Raw genomic sequence first — 15,195 nt, 5'->3', positions numbered from 1 at the left:
CGATGCTTGAAACGTTTCAAAATCGCCGTGGAGAGCTCGTTGAAGCGCTCATCGAACACTTACAGCTCTCTGTCGTTTCTCTTTTAATCGCGGTGTTGATCGCTGTGCCGCTTGGAATTTGGCTCACACGCCGTAAGAAAGTCGCAGAGACGGCAATCGGTGTCACGGCAATCATTCAAACGATCCCGTCCTTGGCCTTGCTCGGCCTCATGATCCCGCTCGTTGGGATCGGGGCGCTTCCGGCGACAATCGCCCTCGTCTTGTATGCACTCCTGCCAATCCTGCGCAACACGTTCACAGGATTGAACGAGGTCGATCAGTCATTGCTCGAAGCGGCACGTGCCTGCGGGATGAAACCGAATCAAAGTTTGCTGAAGGTCGAACTCCCGCTCGCACTGCCTGTCATCATGGCGGGGATACGGACGGCGATGGTGCTCATCGTCGGAACGGCCACGCTCGCTGCTCTCGTCGGGGCCGGTGGTCTCGGGACACTCATCTTGCTAGGGATCAACCGGAACGATAATTACTTAATCCTGCTCGGCGCGATCCCGGCTGCCATTCTCGCCCTATTGTTTGATTTCTTGCTTCGTCAAATGGAAGGCGCGACTGCGACACGTAACCGAACGAAACTCATCGCGGTTTCCTCTATCCTTGTGTTGATTATCGCGGCCCCGCTCGCGTTTGGCCGGACGCAACAGACGGACCTCGTCGTCGCCGGTAAGCTAGGACCAGAACCAGAGATTTTAATGAACATGTATAAACTGCTCATCGAAGAAGAAACGGATTTAAGCGTCTCAGTCAGACCGAACTTCGGCGAGACGACATTCGTCTGGGGGGCGCTCCGCTCCGGCGATGTCGACATTTATCCGGAATTCACCGGGACGGTACTCGCCAGCCTCGTTGACGAGACACCGAACTCGAACGATGCGCAAGAAGTATACGAACAAGCGCGTGACGCCTTGGCTGAAGACGGTTTCGTCTTGCTCGAACCGATGCAGTTCAACAACACGTACGCGATCGCCATTCCGCGAGATTACGCGGAAGCAGAAGGCATCACGACGATTTCTAATTTACGGAACGTCCAAAACGATATTCAGGCCGGGTTCACGCTTGAATTTACAGACCGTGAAGACGGCTATCCAGGATTACAGCAAGCTTACGGCCTTGATTTCCCATCAGTGACGTCGATGGAGCAAAAGCTCCGCTACCGGGCCATCGCCCGTGGAGACGTCAATCTTGTCGATGCGTATGCGACCGACCCGGATATCGCCGAAAACGATCTCGTCGTCTTAGAGGACGATCAACAGTTCTTCCCGCCTTATCAAGGTGCGCCTTTGTTGAAAGCTGAGACGCTCGAAGAACATCCCGAAATCGAGGACGCCCTCAATCAGTTGGCCGGTCTCATTACGGATGAAGAAATGTCCGAGCTGAATCGACGTGTCGCCTACGGGAATGAACGCGCCTATGACGTGGCGAAAGACTTTTTAGAGGAAGCAGGGTTGTTATGAAGGCACTCGTCATCTCGAACCCGTCATCTGGGACGTCCGAGACGATGCTCGGGGAGGTCGTCGCCACGGTCGAATCGCTGTACGATGAAATCCATATTCAAAAGACGTTAGCCGAAGGGGATGCTGCACGACTCGCTCAAGCAAGTAAATCGTATGATCATTTACTCGTCATTGGCGGAGATGGGACGCTCCATGAAGTCGTCAACGGGTTGATGCATCTCGCCAAAGACGAGCGGCCAAGCATCGGGTTGATTCCAGGAGGCACGTGCAACGACTTCGCACGTGCCCTCGGGCTCCCGGTCGAGCCGATTGAGGCGGCCCGCATCATTAAAATGAACCATACGGAAAGTGTCGACGTCATGCGCATCAATGAACGTTTTGGTCTCAACTTTGTCGGTGTCGGCTTGATTGCCGATGCGTCGAGACAGATCGACCCAATCCAAAAAGAGACGCTCGGTTCCATCGGATATTTTTTGGCGACGATTCGCCAATTTCGAGAGCTTGACCCGTTCAACGTTCGAATCGAACGGGACGGGGACATCGTCCATGATGGGGCGGTCAGCTTTTTATATATCGGGAACGGGGCTTACTTGGGCACGGTTCCGACGAAGCTACCGACCCAATCGTTCAACGATGGGCTCGTGGAAGTCGTCCATAGCTCGGCGATCGGCTTCCCGATGATCCGTCAGTTGCTAGCGCAACAACTCGGGCTCGAACAATCGTCCGACGAATGGGTGCATCTCCAAATGAGCGATCTGACAATCCGATTGGAAGAGCCACAACTCATCGATGTCGATGGGGAACATTTCACAACCGATGAATTGCACATTGACGTCCTTCCGAACGAGCTGGCTTTCTTCGTGCCGACCCATGAAACCGTTTAAAGAGAAAAGAATTCAGACTTTTCTCTTTTTTTGTTGTCCTCGATTCTGAACCGTGTTAGTATTTCACTATTATTATGAAAATGAAATGAAAACAGGAAGTAGGGATAGGAATGGCGCAAAACTCGTTCGCCTCAAAAATTGGATTCATCTTAGCGGCCGCAGGGTCGGCAATCGGTCTCGGAGCGATATGGAAATTTCCATACGTAACCGGTACAAGTGGAGGCGGCGCCTTTTTGCTCATGTTTTTGGCATTTACGCTTTTGCTCGGATTACCACTTTTAATCGGTGAGTTCATCGTTGGACGTTCGACACAACGGACGGCGTTGCTCGCATTTAAAAAGCTTGGCCACGGTCGCTGGACGTTGATCGGTTACCTCGGTGTCATCGCATGTTTCTTATTGCTCTCATTCTACAGCGTCATCGGCGGTTGGGTACTCATTTATGTCGGTCTCGGTTTGAGCGGGACTCTCAGCGGTCGTTCACCTGATGAATTCGGCGCCGTCTTCGGGGACGTCGTCTCGACGCCGGGCATCGCGGTGTTCGGACAGTTCTTGTTCTTGTTGATCACGCTCTTGATCGTCTTAAAAGGTGTTGAAGCCGGAATCGAGCGTATGAGCAAGATTTTAATGCCGCTTCTGTTCGTCAGCTTCATCGTGCTCGTCATCCGTTCCTTGACGCTAGACGGGGCGATGGAAGGGGTCCGTTTCTTCTTACAACCTGACTTCTCGGCACTCACAGGAGAATCGGTGTTGTTCGCGCTCGGGCAAGCGTTCTTCTCGCTTTCGCTCGGTGTGGCGGCGATGCTGACGTACGCGTCTTACATTCAGACGAAAGGGACGCTCAACCGCTCGGCCAACATGATCGTCCTGTTGAACATCACAGTATCGCTACTAGCCGGTCTCGCGATTTTCCCGGCAGTGTTCGCGTCAGGGCTTGACCCGGCGGAAGGCCCGGCGCTTCTGTTCGTCGTATTACCTGCCGTCTTCAACCAAGTGCCGCTCGGCGGCTTCTTCATGGTACTGTTCTTCTTACTGTTCACGTTCGCCTCGATCACGTCATCGATTGCGATGCTTGAAGTCGTCGTTGCTGGTGTGACGGACCGCTTGAACGAGAAGAAACAGACGTTGTCAAAACGAAACGTGACGCTCTTGTCCGCTGCGGTCGTGTTCGCAGTCGGAATTCCGTCCGCGCTCTCGTTCGGTGTGATGAGCGAGATGCAATTCTTAAATGGGCGCACGTTCTTCGATTCGATGGATTACATCGTTAGTTACATCTTAATGCCAACAGGCGCGTTGCTCACATCAATCTTCGTCGGATATATCGTCGACCAACGCATCTTGCAAGAAGAAATTCAAACTTCAGACACAGGTAAGAAACTGTATCCGGTATGGCGTTTCTTGATTCGCTATGTCATCCCGGTCACAGTTGCCATCGTTATGGTGTCGACGTGGCTCAACACGTAAGCAAGGGGCTCTCCCCTTGCTTTTTTTCGTCCTTGCGACCGAGAGAGTGAGGCGTATCGTTGTGCTAAGCTTAGAAAGATGACGAAACTTTTTTTGACGGGTGACGTAAGGTACAATAGAAGTATCACGAGACGAGGTGAAACGAATGAAGACATGGATGAAATGGGCCTTAACCGGCGCAGTTTTATATTTTGCCATCAGTGTGTTTGATTTTTCTTGGCTGTTCATCATCGTCGGGGCACTCGTTTTGAACGAGGTGTGGTCGACAAACAAACGACGGAATCGCAATCCGGCCCCGATAGCCAAACGAGCGAAAAAGAAACTGTTACTCGACGAGGAAGAGACGTTCGTCGGGTCACGCATCTTGAAACCGATAGAGGAACCGGCTCCGGCCCGTCAGTTCGAGGCGACCGACGACTTAGAACTTCAATTTTTGCAACGAACGATCGAGCAAGGATACGAGAAGTTGCAACAAATCGACCGCGTTCTTCCCGAAATTAAAGACATCGAGGTCCGGCGTGAGATGAAGGCGGTATCGAAAGAAGCGCATGACCTATTCGCCGAACTGTTCGAGAACCCGCAAGACGCCAAACACGTCCGCGACTTGTTCACATTTTACTTGGACTCGCTCGTATCGGTCGTCTTGAAATTTAAAGAATTAGAAGGAAAACGTGTCGTCATTCAAGAAGAGACACGAGAGCAGCTGATCACGAATATGCGACTCATCGTCGACAAGTTCAAAGAACAGCGCGGCCGTCTATTAGAAGACGACGCTGTCGACTTTGAACGGGAATTGATCATGATGGAACGCGTATTGGCAGATCAACCAGAAGGGAGAAAAAAACATGACTTCATCGAATGAAACGAACTGGCAGTCATGGCCAGAAGAAGAACTCACTTCGGAGACGAAGACAAAAACAGAGACCGAGACGGAGTCGATTTCTGACCCGTCGATGGATTGGTCGGCGATGACGGCGAAGCACGAGGTGCCAGCCATCCAAGTAAAGCCTGACGTCCCAGACCAACACCGTGAGCGAATCACACGTCTCGCTGAGTCGATTGACATCAAAAAGACGGATTCCGTCATGTTGTTCGGTTCGAGCGTACAGCGCGAGCTGTCCCAATTCTCTGATCAAATCTTGACTGAAGTCCGGATGAAGGATGGCGGCGACGCCGGCAAACTGTTATCCGATTTGATGCAAAACGTCCGTAAAATGGACCCGGACATGCTTCAACCGGAGAAAAAGAGCTTCGTCGACAACTTGCCGCTCATCGGACGAGCGAAGAAAAAGGCGGAGAACTATAAGCTCCAGTTCGAGAAGATGAACGTCTATCTCGAAGAGGTCATCCATAATTTAGATCGTGCCAAGTTCGGTCTCATGAAAGATATCACGATGCTCGACCAGATGTATGACAAAAACAAACGGTACTTCGAAGAGTTGAACGTGTATATCGCAGCGGGGGAGACGAAACTTGATCACGTCCGCGACCACGAGATCGCGCCGCTTCGTCAAGAAGTGGAGCTGTCGAGAGACCAAGTGAAACTGCAACAACTGAACGACATGATTCAACTCGCCGACCGGTTCGAGAAGAAGTTGCATGATTTGAAGCTCAGTCGGACGATCAGCTTGCAAATGGCGCCTCAAATCCGCGTCATTCAGCAGAACAACCAAATCTTGGCCGAAAAGATCGAGTCCGCTGTCGTCAACACGATTCCGCTTTGGAAAAACCAGGTCGTCCTCGCGCTCAGCCTGACGCGTCAAAAGACGGCGCTTCGGATGCAGCAAGACGTGACGAAAACGACGAACCAATTGCTCGAGCAAAACTCGAAGATGTTGAAAGACTCTTCGATTGAGATTGCGAAAGAGAACGAGAAAGGCATCGTCTCGGTCGAATCATTGAAAGTCGCACACGAGAACTTGTTGTCGACGCTTGACGAGACGCTCCGCATCCAGCAAGAAGGGAAGCAGAAACGTCGTGAGGCCGAGCGTGAGCTGGACCGGATGGAACATGAGTTGAAAGAAAAAGTCATCGAAATCGCAGCAAAAAACAAAGAGTTACCGAAAGATACAGGGTATTGACCGGGGAAAGTCTGAGCAATCGGACTTTCCTTTTCCTTAAGGAGGATACATATGGAGAAACAACGATTATGGGATGAGACGTGGTTACAGTTCGCCGACATGATGGCCGAGCGTCACTCGAAGTGTGCCTCAAAGAGTGTCGCTTGTGTCATCGTCAAAGACGAGAAACCGATTTCGATCGGGTTGAACGGTACGCCGTCCGGTCACACGAACTGTAATGAGATCTTTTTGAAACGAGACGACGGTTTCTATAAACGAGCGGAATATGTACGTGACGAGACCATCGATTTGATGGAGCCCGCAGTGCAACTCGTCCATGAAGGTGTGACATTTGTTAAATGTCACGACCCGTATGAGCATCACAACTGGTCGAAACAACATGAGATTCATGCCGAGATCAATGCGATCGGGAAACTCGCCGCCGATTCGACGAACGCGTTCGGGGCGACGGCGTACGTCACACACTCGCCTTGCCACGCTTGTTCTCTCGCCCTGATTGCGTCGCGTGTCGCTCGCGTCGTCTACGCAGTCGGATATGAGCACGGCGACGGGCTTGATTTGATGCGAGAGAGCGGGATTGAAGTCGTTCACATGCCACTTGAAAAAAGTTATAAAAACACATTGTAAACGTTTACATTCGGTGTTATATTATTAATGTACTGCCAATGGTGTTTTACTCTTCCATTATTCGCCCCTCCTCGGAGGGGCCTTTTTTTGTCACTTATTCAATTGTGTCCATCCGGTGAGACAAAGTTTACACATAATGTTCAATATTTCACAAACTATTCCCGTCATCGTCTTTTATAATAAAAGTAGATAAACGAGAGGGGATATGGAACATGGAAAAACTAGTTCGTTTCACTGACGGTGCCTATGAAGTGGAAGCAGTAATCACACTTGAGGAAGTGTGGGAAGATAAATTCGCGATCGGGACGCATAAAGAATTGGCGGTCAAAGCGCTCAAGATTAACGGGAACGACATCTCGGAGATGAAGCACGTCCGCGCGCTGCTCCGTTACTATCCGACGCTCGGTGTGTCGGGCATCTTGCTCGCGCTTGACGATGCGGCAGCAGAGATTGTCCGCATGTCGGGGGACACGGACCCGGCCTTACAATTCGTCGAACTCGTGGCGTTACAGATGGACGAAGCCGCAACGAAAGAGTTGAAAGAGTTGTATGCAGCGATGACGGTATAAAGATGGCCTCTGTGCCATCTTTTTTCATTTTATACTTGCAACACGTAATCAGTGTGGTATTATAATCAATAGATGAAGAAATGGAACGCCATATCGTTATCGACAACCAAACATGGGGATCTAGATAGCTAGATCGCTGTTAAAGAAGCCACGTTCAACGGAACGTGGCTTTTTTTTGTATATCTTCAAAATTACGGCCGACATCGATCGCGACGTGTGCGTCTGAACCGAGGACGAGCGGGATGCCGAGTGTGATCGCTTCTGTGGCGACGGCTTCCGCGTACACTCGGCCACAGTCGACTTTTCGTAAACCTGCCGTATTCAAGTCAAGACCGAAACCGTGGGCTTGAATCGTTCGCAACAGGCGCTTCTCAACGTCTTTGACGTGTTCACGCTCCCATACATACTGTTTTTCGTATTTGATCGGCAAATCCAAGTGTCCGATCCGCTTCACGTTCAATCGTTCCCATTCAAATTTAAGCCCAGCCTCGAGTGATTCATAGTAAGCACGCACGACCGCCTCGAACGAGCCGAGACGCTCGACGAGTACATCAAACGTCTCGAGCGAGAAGTCGACCGGGAAGTACTCGTCTTCAATGAGAAGGAAATGTTGCGACAAGATCGTTTCGTCTAGGGCTGCGGCATACGGCTCTAATAAGGAAATCGTCTCTTCAGCGAATCCGGGAACAAAGTCAATCTCTAGGCCGACACGGATATCGAGCTCACCGGCATACGACTGTTTGAGTTGTTGAATCGCGTCAAGATAACGAGGGAGGACATCGAGTGCCATCGCTGAATCCTGATCCGGGACCGGGTCGGTGAACCGTTTCGGGAACGGGGCGTGTTCGGTGAACGTGATCGTCTTCAAACCGCGTGCACGGGCAGCCGCGACGTACGCCTCTAACGCATCCCTCGAGCCGTGCGGACAAAAGGGGGTATGGATGTGGCCATCATGGGTAAAGTCAATCATCGAGCAACCTTCCTTTCGAGTTCGCCGGTTGACAGCACCGGCTTCGTTTGATAAATTTAACACACTACTTTAGTTTGGTAAAGTGATAACAAGATAAAGGGTGATATAGATGATTTGGTTCAATACGAAAGGTTCCATCCCGGAAGGATGGCACGAATTAGAAGATAAGGACGTCGTACGTCCGAAACAATGGATGCTCTCTTTCCTCGAACAGGCGACGACGAACGGATATCGCGTCATCGAGCCGCCGCTTGTCGAGTACTATTCGCATTACCAAGATCTCGCTTTATTCGATGAATCGGCCTATTATCGGTTGTTCGGCAACGATGGGGAGTTGCTCGTCATGCGACCGGACTATACGCTTCAAATCGCACGGAAACTAGCGGATGGTAGCGAGCCGATGCGTGTTGCCTATGCCGGTGCCGTATACCGCAGGACCCCAAAACATTCGGGCCAGCCACATGAACGGCAACAACTCGGACTTGAATGGATTGACGGTGAGGCGGCCGACACGGAATTGATTGAATCGTTCTTATCGATGACAAAAGACATCATGCCTCGCCGAGGATTGCGCATCCAAGTCGGCTCGGCCGCACTCGTCGCATCAATCGCCGAGGCGGCAGGCATACCGGAACGGACGCTCAGACAATATTTGGCGCTCCGCAACCTCGAGTCGCTTCGCGAGCTGGCTGTGACGTATGACTATCCACTTATCGCAAAATTGCCATTCTTGATTGGCGATTCGGCCGTTGAAGAATTGAAACAAGAAGCCGATTCGAGCCTGACGGGTAACATTGAAGACGTCGAGCGTGCCGTCTTGCATTTGCGGGCCATCGGATTGAACGCTTCCTATGATTTTGGACAGACTGGCGATTTCGATTATTATTCGGGACTGACCGTCACTGGAACGATGGACGGTCGCCGTGTCTTGTCTGGCGGACGCTATGATTCGCTATATGGCCACTTCGGTCAATCGCGTCGCGCGTTCGGGTTATCACTCGATTTAGAACAGTTAGGTGAGGTGATTTCATGAAAGTAGCAATCGCGAAAGGTCGCATCGAAAAAGCGGCACGAGACTATTTTGAACAAGTCGGACTGACCGTCTGGCCGGAGAAACGCGGCCGTGAGTTGACGGTCGAAGTCGACGGGCACGAGTTCATCTTCGTCAAAGGCGACGACGTCTATAAATACGTCATGCACGGCGCGGCAGACGTCGGTATCGTCGGCGGTGACATTTTACGTGAGAAGACACCTGGTGTCCTCGAAGTCGTCGACTTGCCGTTCGGCCGTTGCCGCATGGCGGTATGCGGTCCGAAACAACGGAAGAACGGGACGAAGAAGTTGAAAGTCGCGAGCAAATATCCGAACATCGCCATCTCGCACTTCGCATCGAAACGACAAAACGTCGAAGTGATCGCCTTGAACGGGTCCGTCGAACTCGCTCCATTGACCGGCCTTGCCGACTGCATCGTCGACATCGTCGAGACGGGGGCGACGCTTCGGGCGAACGACCTTGAAGAATATGAGACGATTTTTGATATTAACGCCAAGTTCATCACGAGTGAGACGGCGCTCGCGAACGATCCGGACGAATTGAAGGCATGGATTCGTCGTCTCAGCAAGGAGGAAGGCGCATGAGCTCACAAAACCGGACACGACGTGAAACTTGGGCCGAAGCGGTCAAACCGATCCTTGAGGCCATCGAGGCGAGAGGAGACGAGGCACTCCTCGAATACACGGTTAAGTTTGATGGCGTCAACCAAATCGAAGCTGTCGATTTGACTACGTTCACACCACCGACGGCTTATGACGAGCTGACGGACGCGTTGACGCTCGCCGCAGAGCGGATTCGTGCGTTCCACGAACGCCAACGCCGGGACGACGACGTCTTCGAAGACGAGATGTTCCGACTGGGCCGCCGTTACATGCCGCTCGACTCGGTCGGGGTGTACGTTCCGGGTGGGACGGCTGTCTATCCGTCTAGCGTCTTGATGAACGTCATCCCGGCAAAAGTGGCCGGCGTGAATCGTGTCGTCATGGTGACACCGCCAAAACCGGATGGAATTGACGTCTCCTTATTGATTGCCGCTAAAATCGCCGGGGCCGATGAATGCTATCTCGTCGGTGGCGCCCAAGCGGTCGCGGCGCTCGCGTTCGGCACGGAGTCGATTCGGCCGGTCGATAAAATCGTCGGGCCAGGGAACGCCTACGTCGCCACTGCCAAAGCGCTCGTCTCTCACATCGTCGGAATCGATTCGGTGGCAGGACCTTCCGAAGTGCTCATTATCGCCGACGAGACGGCTAATCCGAAATGGGTCGCGGCCGACCTCCTCGCCCAAGCCGAGCACGACGTCGAGGCGACGGCGCTCGCGCTCGTCTCGACAGACCGGATGGCTCGCGCCGTCAAGGAAGAGCTCGCACGTCAACTGAGCGACCTCCCCCGACGAGACATCGCCATCGAGGCGCTCGAACGCGGTGGTGTGGTCGTGAAGTCAAAAGATGAGGCGATTCGCCAGGCGAATGAGATGGCGGCCGAACACGTCCAACTCGCCGTCGAGAATCCGGACGATTATATGAGACAAATTCGTCACGGCGGTTCATTCTTCCTTGGTCACGAGGCGGCCGAAGCGTTCGGTGACTATATTGCTGGACCGAACCATGTCCTGCCGACGAGCGGGACGGCTCGATTCTCGAGCGGGCTGTCGGTCGATGACTTCTATCGGCGTCAGACGTTCCTGCAAATGACGGAACTCGACGAGACGGTGACACGGGCCGCCATCCGGATCGCCAAACAAGAACAGTTAGAAGGGCATGCTCGAGCGATGGCGGCCCGATTGGAGGATCTATGAGACAACGATACGAAACGATTCCGCGTTACGTCCCACATGCGGTCAAGGGACATGCGTTAAATCAAAACGAGAGCCAATACGAACTTCCCGAGCGAATCCAAGACAAGATTCGTTCAATCGACTTGACCGGTTTAAGCCGTTATCCGGTCGAAGAGTTGATTCGCTTGAAACAACGTTATGCCGAATACGCGGGCGTTGAAGTGAACCAATTGATGGTCGGCAGCGGTAGCGATGAGTTGCTCGCGATACTTTGCCAGGCACTTCTCGACGTCGATGACGTCGTCGTCGCACCGCTCCCGGACTTTTCGATGTATGGCATTTATGCACACATCGCGCGAGGGAACTTCGTGCAGCCGGACGAGGACGGATTATCGTTCCAATCACTCGTACAGACGATCGAGGCGAACCATCCGAAACTCGTCCTCGTCTCAAACCCGAACAATCCGACGGGGAAAATGTGGACGCTTGACGAGCTCGCGATGGTCGCAGAACGGGTGCCATATCTCGTCGTCGATGAGGCGTATATTGACTTCACGATGGACGATTCGTTCAACCCCCGTCTCGCTGATCATCGAAACGTCATCATTCTTCGAACGTTGTCAAAAGCGTTCGGGTTGGCGAATTTACGGATTGGTTTCATGATTGCGGACCCGGCATTGATCGAGAACATCGACCGCTTTCGCTCACCGTTCAACGTGAGCGGACTGAGCGCGGCCGTTGCGGCCGTCGTCTTAGAGGATGTGGCCTACATTCGTGACGCTGTCGCGTACCATAATGAACAACGTGAAAAACTGAAACCATTACTGGCACCGGTCGGGAAAATCCTCCCGAGTCGGGCCAATTTCTTATACGTCGTGATACGAGACAGTGAAGCGTGGGCGAGTCGGTTTCTTGCCAACGGGGTCCACGTCCGGGCTTTCTCCGATGGCATCCGTGTCAGTGCCGGGACGGATGAGGCGTATCGATTGATTCAACAAACGATAGAAGAGGTGAGTTCACTTGAGAACAGCTGAAACGAAACGCGAGACGAACGAGACAAAGATTGAACTGAAGTTAGATTTGAACGGGACGGGACAAAGCGATATTCAAACGGGCGTCGGCTTCTTCGACCACATGTTGACGTTGTTCGCTTTCCATAGCCAAATCGATTTATCGGTTCACGTCGAAGGAGATACGTGGGTCGACGCCCACCATACGGTCGAAGACGTCGGGATTGCCTTAGGGCAGATGATTTTAGAGGCGCTCGGTGACAAGGTCGGGATTCGCCGCTACGGTACGAGTTACCTCCCGATGGACGAGACGCTCGCACGCAGTGTCGTCGACGTGTCGGGTCGCCCGTTCCTCGTGTTTAACGCCGACATCAAAAATCCTAAGCTCGGTGACTTTGATACAGAGCTTGCCGAGGAGTTTTTCCGCGCTGTCGCGATGAACGCCCGACTGACGCTGCATCTTGAAGTGCTATACGGCACGAACTCACACCATATGGTCGAAGGGTTATTCAAAGCGTTCGGTCGCTCGCTCGCCGAAGCGATTGGACAGGACGGGTCGAACCGCCTGCCCTCAACGAAAGGACGGATCGAAGGATGAACGTCGCGGTCATTGATTATGGGATGGGGAACGTCTTTAACGTCGAACGGGCGCTGAAAGCAATCGGTTGTCACGTCGTCATCACGAACGATGCGACGGAAATTGAGGCGGCCGATGCGATCTTGCTACCAGGTGTCGGCGCTTTCCCGCAAGCGATGGCGTCCCTCCATGCGACGGGACTCGTGCCGTTGTTGAAACGGATGGCGACGGAGAAACCGTTCCTCGGGATTTGCCTCGGCATGCAACTGTTGTTCGACTCGAGCACAGAAGGAATGTTGACCGAAGGACTCGGACTCATCGAAGGACGCGTCGAACGGATGCGAGCGAAGCGGTTGCCGCACGTTGGGTGGAACTCGATTTTACGCGATGAGGACGTGTACTTCGTCCATTCGTATCACGTCGTGACCGCTGAGGCGAATATTGTCGCCTCAGCCGACTATATGGGCGAGCGCGTTCCTGCGATCGTACAGGACGGTCTTGTCACGGGGATGCAGTTCCATCCAGAGAAGAGCGGGACGTTCGGATTACGTTTACTACAAGAATGGAAGGAGTCGGTCGAGCGTGAGATTACTACCGGCAATTGATTTAATCGATGGTAAAATCGTCCGTCTGACAGAAGGGGATTTTAATACAGAAGAACAGTACGGGGACCCATACGAAAAGTTGAAAGAATGGCAAGGGCGTGTCCCGATGCTCCATTTGATCGACCTCGAGGGAGCAAAGGCGGGTGAGCCGAGACACCTTGACGTCGTCCGTTTCGCGAAAGAATGCGGATTTTTCGTCCAGACGGGCGGGGGCATCCGTTCAGTCGAAGCACTCGATGCTGTCATGGAGACCGGGGCCGACCGCGTCCTACTCGGGACGAAGGCGTTCACGGATCCCGATTTCTTGGATGCGGCGCTCGCCAAATACGGCGACCGTATTGCCGTCGCGCTCGATGCGTATGACGGGATGGTCGCCGTCAACGGCTGGCAAGAGGCGACGACATTGCGTGATATCGAGGCCGCGAATGATTTGGTCGCCCGTGGCGTGAAGACGATCCTTTACACAGATATCGGTTCGGACGGCAAACTGAACGGCCCGAACCTCGAGCGCATGCGCGCGCTCCGTGAGGCGGTCACGGTCACTCTCATCGCTTCAGGCGGGGTGACGACAGAGGCAGACGTCCAGGCACTAAGCGACGCGCAGATCGATGAGGCCGTCGTCGGCAAGGCGTTGCTTTCAGGAAAAGTCAGTCTCGACCAGTTGATCGAGTGGGAGGCGCGCCATGCTTAAACGACGCATCATCCCATGTCTTGATGTAAAAGAAGGACGTGTCGTCAAAGGCGTCGAATTCGTGGCGCTACGCGATATCGGTGACCCGGTGGAAATCGCGAAATATTATGACGCCTCCGGGGCCGACGAGCTCGTCTTTTTGGATATCACGGCCAGCACCGAGCGGCGCCAGACGATGCTCGACGTCGTCAGCGCCGTCGCCCGGAAAGTGTTCATCCCGCTCACGGTCGGCGGCGGTATTCGTTCGCTTGAAGACATCTCTTCGCTTTTAAAAGCAGGGGCGGATAAAGTCTCACTCAACACGCTCGCCGTCGAATCGCCTGATTTGATTAAACAGGCGGCCGAACGTTTCGGGTCTCAATGTATCGTCGTCGCCATCGACGTTCGCTTCGAGGACGGGGAGTACTTCGTCTACACGTATGGCGGCAAACAGAAGACGGAACTGCGCGCCATTGACTGGGCGAAACGCGTCGCCGAACTTGGGGCAGGGGAACTGCTCGTCACGTCGATGAACCAAGACGGGAAACAGAGCGGGTATGATTTGGGCATTCTCGAGCTTCTCCGTGACGCGGTCGATATACCAATCATCGCCTCGGGTGGGGCCGGCAACGCGAGTCACGTCGTCGATGCGCTCGAACGTGTCGATGCGGCGCTGCTCGCTTCGATTCTACATGACCGGAAAACGACAGTGGAAGAGGTGAAGCACGTATGCAGCGAACACAACTTGCCGATGCGGTTTGTTACGACGACAGTGGATTGATCCCGGCGATCATCGTGTCGACGGAAGATAACGCCGTACTCATGCTCGGCTATATGAACGATGAAGCGATTCAACAGACGCTTGAGACGAACACGGTCACGTTCTGGTCGCGCTCAAAAGGGCGGCTTTGGATGAAAGGCGAATCGAGCGGGAACACGCTCGAACTTGAAAGCATTCATGTCGACTGCGATCAAGACGCGCTTCTCGTCCGCGTCCGGGCCAATGGGCCGACGTGTCACACGGGTAATCGAAGTTGCTTTTTCACGGAGGTGGAAGGATGATTCACGAGTTAGAGAAATTGATTCAAGAACGGAAGACGACACCGAAAGACGGGTCGTATACGACGTATTTGTTCGAGTCAGGCGTCGATAAAATCGCCAAAAAGTTCGGCGAGGAATCGTTCGAGGTCGTGATTGCGGCATTGCAGGATGAGAACGTCGTCGAAGAGGCGGCGGACGTGATCTATCACTTGCTCGTCTTGCTCGCAGCGAAAGGTGTCTCGCTTGAAGACGTCGAGACGCTTCTCAGTGAGCGCCATGGGACGACAACACCGGCGAAACCACGCCGTGACGTCGAAGACTGGTAAGACGAGAAAGGAACGAAGCCTCAAGGCTCCGTTCCT

General features: G+C 53.3%; 18 protein-coding genes. 17 read left to right on the top strand and 1 reads right to left on the bottom strand.

Translation table 11 applies throughout. The features are described 5' to 3' along the window. Positions 1–2: 2 nt before the first annotated feature. The 7 genes from P398_RS0111010 (at position 3) to P398_RS0110980 (ending at position 7,132) form a co-directional block, all read left to right on the top strand. Positions 3–1,508 (top strand): ABC transporter permease/substrate-binding protein, encoded by a 1,506-nt coding sequence (locus P398_RS0111010; protein WP_029335268.1) that lies wholly within the window; start codon positions 3–5, stop codon positions 1,506–1,508. Further along, entirely contained in the window at positions 1,505–2,392 is an 888-nt protein-coding gene (locus P398_RS0111005; RefSeq protein WP_029335266.1) for a diacylglycerol/lipid kinase family protein, read from the top strand. The genes P398_RS0111010 and P398_RS0111005 overlap by 4 nt, the downstream gene beginning before the upstream one ends. A gap of 110 nt (positions 2,393–2,502) precedes the next feature. Beyond that, the gene (locus tag P398_RS0111000) at positions 2,503–3,855 is read left to right on the top strand and encodes a sodium-dependent transporter (protein ID WP_024370230.1); all 1,353 of its coding nucleotides are present in this window, start codon (positions 2,503–2,505) and stop codon (positions 3,853–3,855) included. A gap of 157 nt (positions 3,856–4,012) precedes the next feature. Then, positions 4,013–4,717: a 5-bromo-4-chloroindolyl phosphate hydrolysis family protein gene (locus P398_RS0110995; RefSeq protein ID WP_235263351.1), complete on the top strand. Its 705-nt coding sequence runs from the start codon at positions 4,013–4,015 to the stop codon at positions 4,715–4,717. Next, positions 4,701–5,936: a toxic anion resistance protein gene (locus tag P398_RS0110990; protein WP_024370232.1), complete on the top strand. Its 1,236-nt coding sequence runs from the start codon at positions 4,701–4,703 to the stop codon at positions 5,934–5,936. Before P398_RS0110995 ends, P398_RS0110990 begins: the two co-directional genes overlap by 17 nt. Before the next feature lie 51 nt (positions 5,937–5,987). Next, positions 5,988–6,563, top strand: a complete 576-nt coding sequence (locus P398_RS0110985; protein ID WP_024370233.1) for a deoxycytidylate deaminase — start codon at positions 5,988–5,990, stop codon at positions 6,561–6,563. Positions 6,564–6,775: 212 nt separating this feature from the next. After that, positions 6,776–7,132: a hypothetical protein gene (locus P398_RS0110980; protein WP_024370234.1), complete on the top strand. Its 357-nt coding sequence runs from the start codon at positions 6,776–6,778 to the stop codon at positions 7,130–7,132. A gap of 154 nt (positions 7,133–7,286) precedes the next feature. On the opposite strand, the gene hisJ is transcribed toward P398_RS0110980, so the two are convergent. Further along, positions 7,287–8,102, bottom strand: coding sequence for a histidinol-phosphatase HisJ (gene hisJ / locus P398_RS0110975; protein ID WP_029335264.1), 816 nt, complete (start codon positions 8,100–8,102; stop codon positions 7,287–7,289). A gap of 109 nt (positions 8,103–8,211) precedes the next feature. Between hisJ and P398_RS0110970 the strand changes: the two genes are divergently transcribed. From P398_RS0110970 to hisE, 10 genes are read left to right on the top strand one after another with little or no spacing between them, the layout of a single operon-like run. Continuing rightward, positions 8,212–9,135: an ATP phosphoribosyltransferase regulatory subunit gene (locus P398_RS0110970; protein WP_024370236.1), complete on the top strand. Its 924-nt coding sequence runs from the start codon at positions 8,212–8,214 to the stop codon at positions 9,133–9,135. Beyond that, complete coding sequence (gene hisG / locus P398_RS0110965; protein ID WP_024370237.1) at positions 9,132–9,740, top strand: ATP phosphoribosyltransferase; 609 nt, start codon at positions 9,132–9,134, stop codon at positions 9,738–9,740. Before P398_RS0110970 ends, hisG begins: the two co-directional genes overlap by 4 nt. Beyond that, positions 9,737–10,951, top strand: a complete 1,215-nt coding sequence (gene hisD, locus P398_RS0110960; protein WP_029335263.1) for a histidinol dehydrogenase — start codon at positions 9,737–9,739, stop codon at positions 10,949–10,951. The genes hisG and hisD overlap by 4 nt, the downstream gene beginning before the upstream one ends. Further along, positions 10,948–11,964: a pyridoxal phosphate-dependent aminotransferase gene (locus P398_RS0110955; protein WP_029335261.1), complete on the top strand. Its 1,017-nt coding sequence runs from the start codon at positions 10,948–10,950 to the stop codon at positions 11,962–11,964. The genes hisD and P398_RS0110955 overlap by 4 nt, the downstream gene beginning before the upstream one ends. Continuing rightward, entirely contained in the window at positions 11,951–12,538 is a 588-nt protein-coding gene (gene hisB / locus P398_RS0110950; RefSeq protein ID WP_024370240.1) for an imidazoleglycerol-phosphate dehydratase HisB, read from the top strand. Before P398_RS0110955 ends, hisB begins: the two co-directional genes overlap by 14 nt. Continuing rightward, on the top strand, positions 12,535–13,122 hold the full coding sequence (gene hisH / locus P398_RS0110945; protein WP_029335259.1) for an imidazole glycerol phosphate synthase subunit HisH: 588 nt from the start codon (positions 12,535–12,537) through the stop codon (positions 13,120–13,122). Before hisB ends, hisH begins: the two co-directional genes overlap by 4 nt. Further along, positions 13,100–13,813, top strand: coding sequence for a 1-(5-phosphoribosyl)-5-[(5-phosphoribosylamino)methylideneamino]imidazole-4-carboxamide isomerase (gene hisA / locus P398_RS0110940; protein ID WP_024370242.1), 714 nt, complete (start codon positions 13,100–13,102; stop codon positions 13,811–13,813). The genes hisH and hisA overlap by 23 nt, the downstream gene beginning before the upstream one ends. After that, positions 13,806–14,573, top strand: coding sequence for an imidazole glycerol phosphate synthase subunit HisF (hisF, locus tag P398_RS0110935; protein WP_029335257.1), 768 nt, complete (start codon positions 13,806–13,808; stop codon positions 14,571–14,573). Before hisA ends, hisF begins: the two co-directional genes overlap by 8 nt. Beyond that, the gene (gene hisI / locus P398_RS17185) at positions 14,522–14,854 is read left to right on the top strand and encodes a phosphoribosyl-AMP cyclohydrolase (protein ID WP_051638906.1); all 333 of its coding nucleotides are present in this window, start codon (positions 14,522–14,524) and stop codon (positions 14,852–14,854) included. Before hisF ends, hisI begins: the two co-directional genes overlap by 52 nt. After that, complete coding sequence (gene hisE, locus P398_RS17180) at positions 14,851–15,159, top strand: phosphoribosyl-ATP diphosphatase (protein WP_029335255.1); 309 nt, start codon at positions 14,851–14,853, stop codon at positions 15,157–15,159. Before hisI ends, hisE begins: the two co-directional genes overlap by 4 nt. Positions 15,160–15,195: the final 36 nt, after the last annotated feature.

This window comes from Exiguobacterium aurantiacum DSM 6208, assembly GCF_000702585.1.
GTDB lineage: Bacteria > Bacillota > Bacilli > Exiguobacteriales > Exiguobacteriaceae > Exiguobacterium > Exiguobacterium aurantiacum.
Note: the sequence above shows the minus strand (reverse complement) of the source record. Positions and strands in the feature narration are given on the sequence as shown.